A 15,695-nucleotide genomic window follows, 5' to 3' on the forward strand; every position below is an offset into this window, starting at 1 on the left:
AACAACCGAAGGCTTCACGGTAGCCTTGGAATGGTCAGCCCCGACGAGTTCGAGGCGACCTACTACGCGGCCCTCACCGAGGAGTCGCTCCCCGCATAGAAGCGGCACAGAACCCGGGCCGGTTCATGGCGGATAGCAACAGTGAGCAACCGATTGTGGAACGCGGGTCCTGCGAGGTAGAAATTATCATCGACGGTGATCGTTCCGGTGTTGTTGGCTTTACGGGTTTCATAGCGCACAGGGTCAAACCCGATTCCGGGGAGATCGATAAAGGCTTCACGATCTTCGGTGAATAGCTCGGCGATCGGCTGCTTCTTACGATAGTGGATCTGCTGTGCTAGGTGTTGGCATTTGTTGAGGAAAGTCGTGTTCAGGCTGCGTAAAGATGTGGTGACCGGTTCGGGGACCATGAAATTTCGGCGGAGGAATCCAACGGCGTTTTCGACGCTTCCCTTTTCGTTTCCGGAATAGGGGTTGCAGTAGCGGGCGGTGGTTCTGTAGTGGAGCTTGAATGCGGAGAACATCGTCGACTCCATGATGTGTGTACCGGTACGGCGTCCTGCGCCGGTGGCGTTATCAAAGATTAGTTGTTGGGGTACACCACCGATGTGTTCGAAGATGGTGCGTAGTCCGTGGCAGACGCATTCGGCGGTTTCGCCGCGGTATCCCTGGATAAAGCGCATGTTTGAATACGGGAATGTCACGATCAGAATGTGCAGGGCGAGACGATCACCGGCGATGATGGCTTCGGCTTGTCCGAAGTCCACCTGGGCTGTGCCGGGGTGCCATGTTAGTTCGAGGTATCCCTGGCTGGGAATGCGTTGGTTTTCTCTCCAGGCTTTGATGAATCGTTGCACTGGCGAATACGAGCCTTGGTAGTCGTATTCCTCCACGAGCCGGTCGAAGACTCGTTTGCTGGTGTGTCGTTGTTTACGGGGGCGGGTTTTGTCTTCGTTGAGCCATTCTTCGATGGTGGTGTGAAGTCCGTTGAGGGTTTTGGCTCCGGGGCGTCGGGTTGGGGTGGGAGGTTGTGGGGAGAAATCATCGATGCTGGTGTATTTGGTCACCGAGTCTCGGCTTATCCCTAGTCGGCGGGCGATTTCACGGCCGGATACTCCTTGGGAGTCAAGTCTTCTGATACTTTCAACAGTGGTCATGGGTACTGCCATCTTCTTTCGGGTTCCTCCGGTTGTCTTAGCGCTTCTGCTTGTGAAATGGATTGAGAAGCGTCAAGGAAGGAACTTAGCTAACAGTGGTGGACCTGTGGCCCTTTTGCTTTGGGGTGGGTGTCTTTGTGGGGGATTTGGGCGGTCGTGACTTGGTGTGGATTGGGTGGCTGGTTTCTGCGCTTTTCTGGCCGGAAACCTGCCGCTGAGATGGCCGGGATTCTCTGCTGAATCGGCCTACAAAGAGTTGATCACACACACTCATACTGACCTAGTGCAAAGGGATAACCGCTGACTGCGAACTCAATGATGGCCTCGTCGGTGCCGGAGGTCATCACCACCGCCGCGGCACCTCGAACCGGTTCCGGCGCATACTGCACCAGTTCCAATGTCTTCGAATACAGTTCCTCCGTGTGGTCCTCAAGATCCACATCCAGATCCTCGGCCAGCTCAACAATCCGGTCTCCGGAGGCACGCCAGTTCTTCTTCGCTCTTTCCTTCTCCGCTTCATCCCGCTTAACGTTCTCTTCTGCCTGAGCATTCGCATGAGCTTGTTCGTATCGTTGTTCACGTTCGTCGGTGAAGAGTTTTTCCCGGGCAGTATCAGCAAGTCGAGAGATTTCCAACGCCAGAGTCGCTGTCGCTTCCGCTGCATCCGCAGCCTGCTGCGCTTTCTGCGCAGATTCACCAGCTTTCTGAGCAGCGACGGAAGCATCACCTGCATGGGCAACCGCTTCATAGGCAGCCTGCGCAGCAAACTTAGCCTGGGATTCAGCCTCGACGGCCGCAGCCTGAACCTCATCGACCTTCCCGGCTACCTGAACGATGAGATCGTTGACTCGATTGGATGCTGCACGCGCACGTGAGGCGGCCGCACGTGCCACAGCAGCACCCTCTCGAGCCTCCGCAGCTGCCTGTTCGCTTAGACCAGCCGCCGACGATGCCTGCTCTGCCGCGGCCGCCGCCGCGTCAGCATTCGATGCGGCATTACCGGCTGCAGCACTGGCATTATTAGCGTGAAACTGTGTCTCCGCCGTTTTCGCAGCGATCAAGGAAAGATCCCTGGACAACCCGCCCAACCGCTCCGCTTCTTCAGCGGCCTTGCGAGCATCCGCAGCAACCCTCGAATCACCATAAGCTGCTGCCGCATGTTGTTGGGCAGTGGCTGCATAGCGCTGAGCTTGAGCTGCACCAGCCGCTGCACGGTTCATAGCTTCCGCAGTGCGTATCATCGCCGCCTGGGCTTCATCCGCCGCAGCAACCGCCTCGTCGGCGGACTGCCCCGCCAACCTCGCCATTTCACCAGCTTGTTGTGCTCCAGCCTCCGCCTTCTTCACCGCCGCGCCGGCAGCCAGCGCATGGTCGCGCGAACGCTCCGTGGCCAACCGGGCCGCCTCTGCAGAACGTTCTGCCTGTTTTCCGTTCTCTACAGCATCGTTGTAGGCGTCGATCGCGGCGTCGGTTTCAGAACGTACACGATCCACCAATGCTGAAACGTCGAGTACTTCCTGATCCGCGGCCGCTGCCGCGAACTGTCCGAACTCGAGGAACTCGGTGATCACCTGATCCGAACCACTCGTCAGTGCGTACTGAGAACCCGACGCAACAGATGGCAACGGGGAAGCAGCTAGTTCGTACAGGGAACGCCGCTTATCGTGGGATTCGGCCTCAAACTGACCTGAAGAGATGAAAGCGGTGACGGCCTCATCACCGCCAGCCAACGCCTCCTGCGCCCATTGGGTAACAACATCGTTCGGGTCACCTTCGCTCAGAGCTGTCACCGTTGCACGGTCATCAATCAGCTGAAGCGACTCCCACCCGGAGTCGATGAACTCAAGCATTTCATCGACGTTTCCGGTTTCAAGAATCCGGTTTGCCTCAGCACCCGCCGTTGGTCCCGTAACTTTCACCAGAAAGGCGAAGATTCGTTCAAGATCAGCCTTCTGTGCTTCCACATATCCGGTATCAGCGAACTCCTGAAGTCCTTCGCCGCCGTCCGCCAATGCTGCGATACCAGCCGCAGCCGCATTCGGGAGAGGACCCATGGCAGCATTGACTGCAAGTTGGCGTGCAGCAGTCGGAAGCTCCTGCGCGCGCGCTTCGGGAACGCCGTGGGTGAATACAGCACCGAAAAGAACTGCAATGAAGGCTACCGTGCCCACCACGCAACGGAACCACGACTTAACTGTTTTATTGCATCTCATGACTGCGGGTCCGCCAATCCGCGGTCAAGCCGCCACAATCCGCTATTTGAGGAGTTGGACTTCAACCCCACTGATCCCAGGCCGGTGTTCTCCAGCCAACGTCCGGTGCCATCGGCGAGCCGTAGACGAACCTGTGTGCTATTCACCTCAGTCACACACCATGTCGCGCGATTAGCCACAGGTGATGAGGTCCGCACCACCCCACCCGCAGTTGCTGCTGCAGCCTGAAGGTAAACCCCTGGATATGAAGCGCTCTGGAGGCTGACACACGAAGGGTCGGACAGGCCGGCCCGAACAACGAAGGACGCATCCAGTCGATCTTCAAATCCGCTGTTCTGATTGACCGATTTCAGCTTCGCTTTATCGTCGAAAACGTCAAACCCCAGCGTTCCCTGCGAGAGAAAGGCGCTGTTGTAGAAGGAGACAGCAGATCCTTCCTGTATGATCCCCTGCCCCTGCCCGGAGGTTGCCGATGGGGTGCCCACCACCATCTCAATGACTCTCGAACGAGCACGATCAACATCGAGAGTTCTCACGGCTCCGGCGGCGATTGTCTCTTGCCAAAACACATTTCCTTCCGGAAGCCTGAAAGCCACAGCAACGTCAGAAGCCGATCGGTTGTAGATTCCGTAGACTTTCGCCACGTCGGTTCTTATCCAGCCTGTACCAGTGGTTTCAAAACAAACGGATCCCTCCCACCGGAGGTGTCCAATTGAATCTGGGGCCGGCTGTAGTTACACACGGCAGCACTGACGCCACCATCGCTACCTGGCGTGGCATTGGCTATGGAAGGTGCCACGAGTAGCGCTACAAGTGCGGTTCCGAGGGTAAGGGCATGTCGCTTTATCATTTATTCAACCTCGCATCCCGCGACGGCGCATTCTTCCAGTGGAAGAAGCTCAGACGGCACCGGGGAAGTACGCTCCTCAAATGACGTCATGGTCGGTGAGAGCTGTTCTTCAAAAGGTGAGGCGGAAACACCCGCGAGAGAGTCCTCCTCGATTCCCTCCACCAGATACACGGTCTTCATATTGTCCGTCGCGGAAAGGATGTTCCCGCCCATCTTCGCCCAGGAAGCGGCACCGATCCGTCGATTGTTGAAGGGGCCAGACCACTGTGCAGTCGCAATCGGCCCGAATGACTCAACGCTCAGTGACACCCAGGATGTCGTCGGTTCCGAGGTTCCGAATAGTATCTGCGAGGCGGAATTGGGGAATACCAAATCGGCATCTGTCGATCTGCTCGATACCAGAGTGAACGTGAAGGTGGTCGTTCTCCCTGCGCCTTCAGGAGATCCTGCCGTGGTAGTCAACGCGAAGCCGTCATCAGCGATCGTGGATACCTTCACCGTCTCCTGCAGTCCGCCCATGGCTGTGAGTTCGCAGGTGGAGCCAACCGTGATTCTTGTCGGGCAACTGGAGTAGGGGAACAATGTGGAGAAAGCACGTTTCACATGCTGATTCAACCCCTCTGGTCCAAGATGAGCTGTTTTCGATCCAGCAGAGAAATCGACCGGAAAAATAGGTACAACAACGCGGTAGCTCGAATGCGGCTTCTTGTCGCTCACAGGCAGAGGAGTCAGGGAACGCAGTCCCACCCGCACGTCACCATTTTCAAAATGCTGGACACCTGTCGCGTCCAAGACATCAAGTCCAGGATCCGACGTGGGTAGCCCAAGCGGTGAATTCTCCCAGCCCTGTGTACTCCAGTATTCCTTGATGGCTCCAGATACGGGATGCGCCCCTGTCTCCGGGCTCCAATAGATGGAACCCCCTTCAAAGTGATTGAAGCGGCCCGTGCGGTTCGGCAGCGCTGTTTCGTCAGTGGTGGGATACCCCAGATAGCCGCGCTCCCAATCCTTTTCCTCCCACTTGGATCTGATGAGTCCACCAACCTGCCGTGCCACTCCACCGGAGACGTCCGCATTCCAGAAGATTGAGGCATCATTCTGAAAATGCTGGTTTAACCCTCCGCGGGCTCCGGGTGTCTCATCACTGATGGCATCTCCCCAGGCGGAATGCCCTCCCAACCTGAGGTAGGTCTCCGCTATCGCCCCGCGAATCCACTTACCATGAAATACATCGGCGTACGCGACCGGCGTAGCCACCATTGTTGCTATCAGTACAGTTGCGATAATGGCGCCAGTGAAAGCGTTCCTTTTTTTCGTTGGCCTCTCATAGTGAACGGACGCTATCATTGGAAATATCTGTGTGCAGGGTGAAAATCTGATGAATAAGAGCTGTTACCCCAATTCAGGGGGAACACGTTCCGCACTCCCAACCGGTGAAATACCCACTTTCGCACTACTCCCACCCATAACTTAAGCACCACTGGCAACAAACGCTTATGCTGATCCTGCACATTGGCTTCCAGCCTGGCCAACTAGAGGATAGACGACCTACTGAACCATGAGATTCCCCACGCGTTCCTGCCTGACTACACTGACACTATCCGCCACTGCACTGCTCTTCACTGCTTGTAGCAGCGAGAACTCGTCCACCGAAGTGACATCCTCAAGCTCAAGTACCAACAGCGCAACCAGCACCCAAAAGAAGTCCGCAGCGCTATCGGAACTCATCGTCGATACCTCCCTCACCCCCGAGGGATTCGAGTACACCCCGCCCGCCCAAGAAGGCGAACCTTCACTCAGCGAAATCCTTACAGCAGGCGGCGCCGAAGAAGGTCTGCCGATCGCGGACAGCATTTTCGAGCCGTCGCAATGCGAGGGCGTTGCCATCGACTCGCTCACCATTCTCGATTGGATGATGGAGCCGACCGACACCACGGCAACCGCAGGTTACAGCAGCATCGCCAATGCTTCCGATGCGGTGTTTGTCAATATCACCTCGGTCCCGGTAGATCCTCAGATCTATCCGGCCAGTCTCAGCGAATGCACCGAATTCACCCGCAGCACAGCAGAATCCGCGGACCAGGGTGCCATGCGCTACAGCACCCTCCCCGCGGATATCACCGTCGATGGTGCCGAGGTCCTGGTCTCCGCGAATGTGACGCTCAACGACGTAAGTCTGAATAACGCCGCCCTGAGCGGCGAGGCAATCGGGCAGAGCATCACCATGGTCACCGCGACCACCGACGGCATCACTTTTACTGTCGCCGCACCCGACACTGTTGACGTGGACCTGATCACGACCATCGCCAACGAGCAGGCGAAGCGCATCTCCGCCTCCCACAGCTGATCTCCATAAAACCACAGAAAGAGCACTCCAGTGTCTGACCTTCCCACCGAGTTTCACAGCGATCTCTTCCCCGCCATCAACGATCACCTCGAGTTTCGCGGCCTAACCTACGTCTTCTTCGAGCAGTTCACCCTGCCCACCCCTGAACAACTGGAGCTGGTGGCATCCCAGCTACCCGGTTGGTCCCTGATCACCTGGGGATGGTGGAACGGGGACGCTGACATCGAGGACCAGGATATTGAGGCGATCACCGACGACGGTGACAGCCTGAGCACCCTGTCCGAGACGATCATCCCGTCTGACCTGCTCGGCGAGGGACGCGAACCCCAGCCGATCGAGGCGGTCGAAAGCCTCGAAAGCATCTATGCTGAGCAGGACAACTGGGGATTAGTGGCAATCAGCTGCCCCACCTGGACCACGGTCGCGGCCTGCGAATGGCGTGGCTGCATGAATGTCGCGGAACCAGGCGAAATGGCACTGGCACTGAAGAGTTGGAACACCGCCTGGGGTGTGGAGGTCCTCGCCTTCGGCGGTGAGGAGGACGACGCGGACCTTCTCCTCCGCGTTCCCCCTGCCCATACCGACAATCCCGACATGATCCATGCCTTCGCCGTCGCCGCTGATCAAGTAACTGTTTTCAACGATCCTGCACTGGGGCAGCTGATCAGCTTGTGGTTCGACTAGGTCGTCGAAACGCAAGGAGAACGATTCCTACTTCAACCCGAACCCGGCGCGCTCCAGCACCCGCCGCAGGAACTGCCTGTTGGTTTTGGTCACGCTTTCCGACGCCGCCCTGTGCGCCGTCTGCCGCGACCACAACTGATGCTGCCCGTAGCGGGAGTAGTAGGTGTTGAGGGCTTGGTCGTAGGCGTCGATAAGCAAGGGATCGGGCGCGGAGTAGGTGTCCCAGTGCACGATCGCCTCCTGCGGAAGGCGCGGCTTGATGCCCGCGGGCTCGGAAGGATCGAGGTGTCCCACCTCCAGGCCAACAACGGGCACGATCTCCGGAGGAATGCCGAGCAGTTCCTGCACCGCCTCCACATCGTTGCGCACGGAACCGAGATAGAGGGTGCCCAGGCCCAGCGACTCAGCCGCGATGGCCGCATTTTGCGCCGCGATCCCCGCATCGAGGAAACCGAGCCCCACCTCATCGAGGTAGTCGAGCGCACCGGTGGGCAGATCCTCGCGGGCTGCCACAGCACGAATCCGCGAGTAATCGATGAGCCAGATCAGCACCACCGGCACCTGCTCAAGATGCGGGTACATCTGGCGGGTGATCGTGGCCAGACCGTTCTTCAGCTCCGGGTCGCGCACGGCGATGACGGAGATGACCTGCTTATTCGATGAGGTCGCCCCCGACTGCGCCGCAGAGATGATGGTGCGGATCGTGTCCTCATCCACCGGCTCATTCAACCATTTACGCACCGAACGGTGTCGGTGAAGCAGGTCGAGGGTGTCATTCCACTCCGGTGGCGTCCACTGGGTGGGTGCGCCATAGCGCGCAGCGAGGAGTTCTTCCGGTGTCGTCATTGATGTCCTTCGTCGGTGATCATTTGCCAGACCAGGCTACCCTCACCGCATGGGTGTGCTGCTGCTTTGCAACCGTGGTGGATCAAAAATCGGTGATGTCCAAAGCGATGCGCTGTTTCCAGCCAACTTAAACTCATGGAGCGGCGGGCGGGAACGGCGGCGACACCGCGCGGAGGAGTTCCGCGTGGGCGGCGGCGATGTCCACGGTATCCACGATGAGGGCGTTTCGCGGTCGGCCCCAGTGCCCGCGAACATCGGCGACCGTGGTGCCGCGCAGCAACGGGGAGTCCGCCTCAACGTCCACCGTCGCCTCGTAACCGGAGTAGGGGACCGTGTCCAGCGAGATCATGCAGGTGAGAAGGTCATGGATCTGCGCGAGGTAGCCCTCCCCCTGCTTTTCATGGAACTCGAAATAGAAGCGCAGCATCTCGGGCAGGTGGCGGGCTATGGGGATGGGTCCGAGGGCGTGGATAAGCATGGACAGTGAGGCCGGATCAAGGGTGAACTGCTCGGTCACACCGAGGGAGCATACTGTGATCGGTGACGTGGCCTGGGCAAATGCTTGCTTCGCCGCGTGTGGATCCACCCAGGTGTTCCACTCCGCCGTCGGCGTGGTGTTGCCGGGGTAAAGGTAGGCACCACCCATGAGGGCCGCCCCCGGGACAGGGCCATAGGCCGCGAGGTTGGTCGCGGGGCCGGTGATGATGTGGCGTAACTGCGCCCCCTTCCATAAGCGCCGCCAATCACCGGCAGGCACCTCCACCTGGCCCGGATCGACGTAGCCGAGGCCGTGCTCCCCGTGTGTCTCCGGGGTCGTGACCAGCGGAACATGCCGTGGCCCGGGCAATCCGGGGACCACGGGAATCTCGGGCACGCCGCACTGGTCGAGCACCCACCCGGTGTTGATCGCCGTCTGCTCCACGCCGACATTGCCCGCGGTGGTGGTGGCTCCCACAAGACGGATCTCCCCGCGCTTATGGAGGGCCGCCAGATAGATCAGTGCGAGAGCATCGTCGATGCCGGTGTCGCAGTCAATGAGAACGTCAGGTACATCAGTCATCGGTAATCCCCACCATATAATCGGCGATCCCGTGGGGATCATCAAGGAAGTCCCGCAGCGCACGAAACGGGACGGTCGCCTCCACGGGCACGCCGCGCCGGAACGTGGCATCGACGCCGAACTCCCAGATCTCGGCGCCGGGGAGGGCGAGCAGCACCGGCGAGTGCGTGGCGACGATGACCTGCGCACCCGCCTGCGCCACCGCGTGAAGCTCAGCCAGCAGAGCCATCTGGCGGATCATGGAGAGGCCGGATTCGGGCTCGTCGAGAAGATAGAGTCCGTTGCCGTGGAAGGCATGCTGCACGACCTGCATCACCGATTCGCCATGGGACATGTGGTGCAGGTTGGACACCCCCGGCGCGCTGTCACCGTAGTCGGAGGCGACGTTGAAGTGAGACTCAGCGCGAAGAAAGTACCCGTCCATCGGGCGGTTGCTCCGGACGACATCAGCGATATCGCGCAAGGGATTCGATCTGCCCGCCGCCTGCGCACCGAAGGGCCCGCCCCGCTCATTGAAATGGCAGCTGATCGCGATGCCCTCCAACAGGGTGGACTTTCCCACCCCGTTCTCTCCGGTCAAGATGGTGACCGGGGCACGGAAGTCAAGCGCCCTGTGCTGCTTGAGTACCCGGAACGCCGGGACCGTGGCGATCCAGGGTGGGGGAGCCTTCGTCGGGGCGTCGAGAAGCAGGTACCTACGGAGGAACACCTACTCATCCCCCACCAGGTAGCCGGCTGTTCCCCGCGGATCCGCGACGAACTCCCGCGCCGCCTGCACCGCCTCACAGTCCTCGAAATCCACCTCGGTGATGCCATCGTCGGATACCTGAAGAAGCTGCGCGCCGGGAATCGCCATGAGCACCGGCGAGTGCGTGGCCATGATGATCTGTGAACCTTTTCCTGCCAGGTGATGCAGTTTGCCCAGGAGTTCCAACTGGCGCAGGATGGACAGCCCAGCCTCGGGCTCATCGAGGATGAACAGCCCCCCTGCCCCGAAACGGCGCTGGACCAGTGTCATCAGCGACTGCCCGTGACTCATGTGCAGAAAATCATCCATCTTTATGGAACCCGGCGGCTGGCCCAGTGCCTCGTAGAAGCCGGCCATGGTGAACATGGTTTCCCCGCGCAGGAAGAACGCATCCTCCGGGTTCAAGGCGCGGGTCACGGTGATGCTTCTATAGAGAGAGGACACGGCATCCTCCCTGCCGAACCTCACATGACGCGACCCGCCCGAGGGGTTGATGCGCATCGCCACCGCCAACGCCTCCACGAGGGTGGACTTGCCCGCACCGTTGTCCCCGGTAATCACGGTGACCGGACGTGTGAACCGCAACGGCCATTCCTGGAGGGCACGTACGGCGGGCAGGTCCGCAACATACGGTTCGACGCCGGTGAGGGGGGCGTCGATACGCGCGGCGGTGAGAAACATGGGACCAAGGATACCGCCCCGTCACAGCGGTGTCAGACACTCTGGAGTAATCTGAGCCGATACTCACACCGCTCAGCAACAGGGGGAGCAGCTCCATGCACCTGGATATTCCCGACATCAAGCAGGAGGTCTCCACCGGCTCGCTGCCCTCCCGCGGGAGGGTCGATGAACTGGTGACGGCCGCCTATACGCGCTACCGCAACCACACGGCCGGGGCAGTCGCCGACTACATCCCTGCGCTCGCCGACGCCGACCCGAACCTGTTCGGTGTCTGCGTGGTCGAATCAGCGGGTGCCACGCACGCCGTGGGTGACACCGACACCCTGTTCAGCATTCAGTCGATCTCCAAGGCCTTCGTCTACGCGCTGGTGTGCGAGGCGTTCGGACACGAGGCCGTCCATAAGCGGGTGGGGGTGAACAACACCGGACTGCCGTTCAACTCGGTGATGGCAATTGAACTCAATCACGGTCATCCGATGAACCCCATGGTCAACGCGGGAGCCCTGGCCACCACCGCCCTGACGCCCGGGTGCACCTTCGATGAGAAGTGGGAGGGGATCCGCGCCACGCTCTCGGACTTCGCCGGGCGAGAACTGGTTGTGGATGATGAGGTCTACCGCTCCGAATCAGAGACCAACATGCGCAACAAGGCGCTCGCGCGGCTGCTGCAGAGTTACGGGCGCATCGACATTGACCCGCTCGGTGTCGTGGACATCTACACCCGACAGTGCTCCCTGTTGGTTACCGCGCGCGACCTCGCCGTCATGGGAGCCACGCTTGCCGACGCCGGCGTCAATCCGCTCACCGGGGAGCGCGTCGTCTCCGCCCGGGTGTGCCGCGACACCCTCGCTGTCCTCGCTTCGACGGGCATGTACGAGGGATCCGGAGATTGGCTGTTCGAGATCGGTCTGCCCGCCAAGTCGGGTGTGTCGGGTGGAATCGTCGCCGTGGCCCCGGGCAAGGGGGCCGTGGCCACATTCTCCCCTCCCCTGGATTCAGCGGGGAACAGCGAACGCGGTCAACGTGTCATCGCGCGGCTGTCCCGGGCACTCGGCCTCAATCTCTTCGCCTCCTCCGTCCAAGTCGCCACACGTTAGGAAAAACACCGTGAACACTCAAGCTGTACCCCATCACGACGAACACCGTTCCTGAATCCCGATGGTGGGCCCTTTCCTCGGGCAGGTTCTCATGTCATTCAACGTCACCGCGCTGCCCGTGTCGCTCGGAGGCATGGTGGGGGATTTCGGCGTTCCACCGACGACCATCAGCTCCACCATCGTGGTGTACGGCCTCGCAGTGGCCACGCTGGTGATGACCGGCGCGAAACTCGGCCAACGCGTGGGTTGGGTCCTCATCTTCCGTATCGTCATCGTCTCCTTCGGGGTGTCCGCGCCAATGATGCTGCTCTCGCCTTCGGTGGACTGGGCGATCGCGGGGCAGGCCGTCGCGGGCGCCTCCGCCGCCGTCATCGTCCCCTCACTGGTGGCGCTCATCGCGGAGAATTACCACGGTGATCAGCATCGGTGCCCTCGGCTCAGCGCGCGCCATCTCGGGTGTGACGGCCTTTTTCGACGGCGGTGCACCGGGCACCCTCATCGGATGGCGCCCGGTGTTCGGAATTGTTTTCGTGCTCGCTGTCGCGGTGTTCATCCTAAGCTCCCGGCTCACCTCCGCCAAGGGAGACGCCGGCATCCGCATCGATGCCATCGCCGCGGTCCTTATCGGCGCAGCCGTGGTCATGCTCACCCTCGGCTTCAACAACCTCAACTCCTGGGGACCCTTCTTCGCCGAGAACGGGGCGCCCTTTGACGTTGTGGGCCTTTCACCAGCACCCATGCTCATCGTCGCGGGCATTGTCCTCGGTCAGATCTTCTTCTGGTGGACGCGCAGACGCATCGCCCAGGGCAAGGTTCCGCTGGTGGATCTCAGTGTTCTCGGCCGGGGGAGCGAACGGGCCGCGGTGTACGCCAAGTTCATCGTCGTTGCGCTGGAAGCGGCACTGAACTTCACCATCCCGCTGTATGTCCAGATCATTCAGGGGCGGACCTCCTTCGATACCGCACTGGCGATGATGCCATTCAACCTCACCGTATTCGCCACCGCGACACTCGTGGTGCGCTTCTACAAGCGCTACCCACCGAAAACGATCGGCATGTTCGGCTTCACGCTCACCACTGTCGCACTCCCCTGGCTGTCACTGGTGGTGACGAACAACTGGGAGACGATCCCGACGATTCTCGGCCTCGTCGTCCTTGGAATCGGACAGGGCGCGCTGGTCATACTCGTTTTCAACGTCCTTGTCACCGCGGCACCGAAGCATCTGGCCGGAGACGTGGGCTCGATCCGCGGTACCTCTGAGAGCCTGGCGTCCACCGTCGGCACCGCTGTCGCCGGAGCATTGCTCGTGACCATCCCCAGCACGGTGGTAGGCAAGGCACTCATCGACCACCCTGAACTACCACCCGAGCTCGTCTCCCAGGTTGATCTGGATTCGGTGAACTTCGTGGCCAACGATGATCTCCGCGATGTCCTCGCCGCCACCGACGCCAGCCCTGCCCGGGTTGAAGCGGCGGTGGAGATCAACGAGCAGGCGCGTCTCGACGCCCTCAAGCTCGGCCTTCTCCTCCTCGCCGCGCTCAGCGCCACCGCGATCTTCCAGGCAAGCCGACTGCCGCGCTACCCGCCCGGGGAGATCCCCGATGGGGAGCACAAGAAGGAGGCTGCGGGCCTCACAGCGCCAGCACAAGAGTAATCACGGCAAACAGGGGAAATATGCCCTGCCTGATTGCCGCAGACCGCTTGTTCGGGCTGGTGACCAGGAGCAGGAGTGCTGCGGCCGCCATCGATCCGGCGCCGGCGAAGATGAGCGTGGCGCCAATACTCGTGTGTCCGGTGAGCACCAGGACGATACCCACGCCCGCGGATATGGCCAGGAAGAGATTGTAGAACCCCTGATTGAAGGCCATCTCCCGGGTTGCCTGCGCGCCCTCGGGGGTCGTGCCGAAGGTGGCACGCGCCCGTGGGCCGGTCCATGCGATGGATTCCAGGTAGAAGATGAACACGTGGAGCAGGGCGGCGAGTGCCGCCAGGATGAGGGCGACGGTGAGCATGGGATCTCCTTGATCCTTATAGATCGCAACTTTTTGTAACGACCATTCCGGAGTATTCTGAAACAGTCATTACAAAATTTCAACCCCACGAACCGAGGAGCATGATGGCGCGGTCCCAGGAATTCGATCACCTCACGGTTCTCAACGAGGCACTGCAGGTGTTCTGGACAAACGGCTTCGAGACGACGTCCGTGCCCACGCTCGAGCAGGCGACCGGCCTGGCCCGCTCCAGCATCTACAACAGCTTCGGTTCCAAGAAAAAGCTTTTCGACGCCGTGGTCAACCACTACCTCGCCACCATCATCCGCCCACGGCTTAAACCGCTCACCGAACCCGACGTCGCCCCGGACGCCCTCATGGACTACCTCGACGGACTGCGGGCAGTGTTCGCTGATGCCACCTCGTTCGCCGCGGTCAACGGCTGCCTGCTACTCAACTCCGCCGGCGCGCCGATCGGCCACGACGCCGCAATCTCAGCCATCCTCGTCGGCTACAGGAAAGAACTGCGCACGGCCATCCACGCAGGCACGGTCGCAGCAGGCTCACGCGATCCGGATCTGACCGCCGACACGATATCGGGACTCGTCATCGCCTCCTTCACCCTGGCACGCATGTCATCGGCGGAGGCGGCGGCGGCGATCAGCACCGCGCAGGAACTGTTGCGCCGAACTATCCCAGAAACTCCCTGACCACAGCCTCATAGCCACGGACCGTCAGCTCGAGGTCCTCCAGATACAGAGCCTCATCGTGGGAATGGAGCTGACCGAGCGCCTCCGCGACGGTCCGCTCCCGCGCATGGACGGCAAAGCCGTAGCCCACGCCGCCGAGCCGGCGCCCGAAGCGCAGGTCCGAGCCACCGGAGGATATGGTGGGCACCACGGTCGCGTCGGGGAAGAAGTCCCCGAGCACCTTCTCCAGCACGCGGTAGAGCCCCGAATCGGTGGAGCTGACGGTGGCCTCCTCGGAAATGAGGTGTTCGATCTCCACCTCATCGGCCAGATCGCCGAGAGCGGTGCGCAGCACATCGTCCACGTAATCGTTGGTCTGGCCCGGAAGCGTGCGGATGTCCAACTCAAGATGGGCGTGTGACGGCAACACGTTAATCGCCTGCCCCGCGCGCACGACGGTCTGGGCGATCGTCAGGTGCGAGACGGCATGGGCGTAGCGGGCCAGGGCGCCGAAGCTTCCATAAGCGGACGGGTCGGTACCGTCGAGTAGCGATTGCTCGGTGGCGGGATCGAAGCGGAAAGCGCGGACAAACCCCTGCCAGACATCATCCTTGGCCACGTTGAGGTCGACTGCGGCGATGCGCCTGGCCACCTCACCGATCTTCACGATGGCACTGTCGCGGTCGAAGGGGATCGACCCGTGTCCCGCATCGCCATGAACGTGGAGGCGTCGTTGTGCGGCACCCTTCTCACCGACAGTTACGATGACGGCGTCGCTGCCGTCCTTCGCCGGGATGTGTGACCCTCCGGATTCGGAGAGAGTGTTCCTCCAGCTGAAAGCCTCCGGATGCTCCTCGGACAGCCACTTGGCGCCGAGTCCGCCACGGGCTTCCTCATCGGCGACACCGACGAAGGTCAGCGTGCCGCGCAGGCCGCCCTCCCGGGCAATCAACCTGGTCACCGCGGCCTGGGCGGCGGTGATAAACAGCATGTCGACGGTACCGCGCCCCCAGATCCGGCCGTCCGAAATCTCAGCGGCGAAGGGATCCTTCGTCCACTTCGGTGCATCCACGGGCACCACATCGGTGTGGCCGAGCAGGGTGAGGGGCTCGGCATCGGGGTCAGAACCCGGCACCGTGACAATGATCGAGGTCCGGCCCGACCTCGGTTCCAGACGGGAAATCTCCACACCAGGGGTTCCCGCGAAGAACCGCTCCAAGGTGTCGGCGTTACGCACCTCCTGCCCGGAGTCCGGGGTGAGGTCGTTCACGCAAGCATTGCGGACCAGTTCCTTGAGCAGAGTGAGGGTGTCGTCGTATAGCGTCATGTGC

Annotated in this window: 15 protein-coding genes and 1 pseudogene; 6 read left to right on the plus strand and 10 right to left on the minus strand. The window is 61.0% G+C overall.

Going from position 1 to position 15,695, the window contains the following annotated elements; all coding sequences use genetic code 11:
- Positions 1 to 62: 62 nt before the first annotated feature.
- From istA to B7E02_RS00245, 4 genes are all read right to left on the minus strand, one after another.
- Positions 63 to 1,157, minus strand: coding sequence for an IS21 family transposase (istA, locus tag B7E02_RS00230; protein ID WP_245802101.1), 1,095 nt, complete (start codon positions 1,155 to 1,157; stop codon positions 63 to 65).
- A 260-nt stretch (positions 1,158 to 1,417) separates the two neighbouring features.
- Complete coding sequence (locus tag B7E02_RS00235) at positions 1,418 to 3,331, minus strand: hypothetical protein (RefSeq protein WP_080791604.1); 1,914 nt, start codon at positions 3,329 to 3,331, stop codon at positions 1,418 to 1,420.
- A 35-nt stretch (positions 3,332 to 3,366) separates the two neighbouring features.
- Positions 3,367 to 4,014: an AbfB domain-containing protein gene (locus B7E02_RS00240; RefSeq protein ID WP_143336574.1), complete on the minus strand. Its 648-nt coding sequence runs from the start codon at positions 4,012 to 4,014 to the stop codon at positions 3,367 to 3,369.
- Positions 4,015 to 4,220: 206 nt separating this feature from the next.
- A complete protein-coding gene (locus B7E02_RS00245; protein WP_080791611.1) occupies positions 4,221 to 5,567 on the minus strand; it encodes an LGFP repeat-containing protein in 1,347 nt (448 codons plus the stop codon).
- A 211-nt stretch (positions 5,568 to 5,778) separates the two neighbouring features.
- Here B7E02_RS00245 and B7E02_RS13875 point away from each other — a divergent pair, with 211 nt between their 5' ends.
- Complete coding sequence (locus B7E02_RS13875) at positions 5,779 to 6,567, plus strand: hypothetical protein (protein WP_143336575.1); 789 nt, start codon at positions 5,779 to 5,781, stop codon at positions 6,565 to 6,567.
- Positions 6,568 to 6,597: 30 nt separating this feature from the next.
- On the plus strand, positions 6,598 to 7,251 hold the full coding sequence (locus tag B7E02_RS00260) for a hypothetical protein (RefSeq protein ID WP_080791621.1): 654 nt from the start codon (positions 6,598 to 6,600) through the stop codon (positions 7,249 to 7,251).
- Positions 7,252 to 7,278: 27 nt separating this feature from the next.
- On the opposite strand, the gene B7E02_RS00265 is transcribed toward B7E02_RS00260, so the two are convergent.
- From B7E02_RS00265 to B7E02_RS00280, 4 genes are all read right to left on the minus strand, one after another.
- Positions 7,279 to 8,097: an NADPH-dependent oxidoreductase gene (locus B7E02_RS00265; RefSeq protein ID WP_080791625.1), complete on the minus strand. Its 819-nt coding sequence runs from the start codon at positions 8,095 to 8,097 to the stop codon at positions 7,279 to 7,281.
- 133 nt (positions 8,098 to 8,230) lie between these two features.
- Positions 8,231 to 9,157: a nucleoside hydrolase gene (locus B7E02_RS00270; protein WP_080791628.1), complete on the minus strand. Its 927-nt coding sequence runs from the start codon at positions 9,155 to 9,157 to the stop codon at positions 8,231 to 8,233.
- On the minus strand, positions 9,150 to 9,866 hold the full coding sequence (locus B7E02_RS00275) for an AAA family ATPase (protein WP_080791631.1): 717 nt from the start codon (positions 9,864 to 9,866) through the stop codon (positions 9,150 to 9,152). Before B7E02_RS00275 ends, B7E02_RS00270 begins: the two co-directional genes overlap by 8 nt.
- A complete protein-coding gene (locus tag B7E02_RS00280) occupies positions 9,867 to 10,586 on the minus strand; it encodes an AAA family ATPase (protein WP_080791634.1) in 720 nt (239 codons plus the stop codon).
- Between the two features lie 95 nt (positions 10,587 to 10,681).
- Between B7E02_RS00280 and glsA the strand changes: the two genes are divergently transcribed.
- The 3 genes and pseudogenes from glsA (at position 10,682) to B7E02_RS00290 (ending at position 13,338) form a co-directional block, all read left to right on the plus strand.
- Positions 10,682 to 11,683, plus strand: coding sequence for a glutaminase A (gene glsA, locus B7E02_RS00285; protein WP_080791635.1), 1,002 nt, complete (start codon positions 10,682 to 10,684; stop codon positions 11,681 to 11,683).
- Between the two features lie 133 nt (positions 11,684 to 11,816).
- Positions 11,817 to 12,044: pseudogene (locus B7E02_RS14545) on the plus strand (MFS transporter); the annotation flags it as partial.
- Between the two features lie 52 nt (positions 12,045 to 12,096).
- Entirely contained in the window at positions 12,097 to 13,338 is a 1,242-nt protein-coding gene (locus B7E02_RS00290) for an MFS transporter (RefSeq protein WP_245802214.1), read from the plus strand.
- On the opposite strand, the gene B7E02_RS00295 is transcribed toward B7E02_RS00290, so the two are convergent.
- A complete protein-coding gene (locus B7E02_RS00295) occupies positions 13,316 to 13,696 on the minus strand; it encodes a DUF1304 domain-containing protein (RefSeq protein WP_080791638.1) in 381 nt (126 codons plus the stop codon). The genes B7E02_RS00290 and B7E02_RS00295 overlap by 23 nt on opposite strands.
- Before the next feature lie 104 nt (positions 13,697 to 13,800).
- On the opposite strand from B7E02_RS00295, the gene B7E02_RS00300 reads away from it, so the two are divergent.
- Positions 13,801 to 14,385: a TetR/AcrR family transcriptional regulator gene (locus tag B7E02_RS00300; protein WP_080791640.1), complete on the plus strand. Its 585-nt coding sequence runs from the start codon at positions 13,801 to 13,803 to the stop codon at positions 14,383 to 14,385.
- On the opposite strand, the gene B7E02_RS00305 is transcribed toward B7E02_RS00300, so the two are convergent.
- Entirely contained in the window at positions 14,366 to 15,691 is a 1,326-nt protein-coding gene (locus B7E02_RS00305; protein ID WP_080791643.1) for a M20/M25/M40 family metallo-hydrolase, read from the minus strand. The genes B7E02_RS00300 and B7E02_RS00305 overlap by 20 nt on opposite strands.
- Between the last annotated feature and the right edge of the window lie 4 nt (positions 15,692 to 15,695).

It is taken from the genome of Corynebacterium pacaense (genome assembly GCF_900169525.1).
Taxonomy (GTDB): Bacteria; Actinomycetota; Actinomycetes; order Mycobacteriales; family Mycobacteriaceae; genus Corynebacterium; species Corynebacterium pacaense.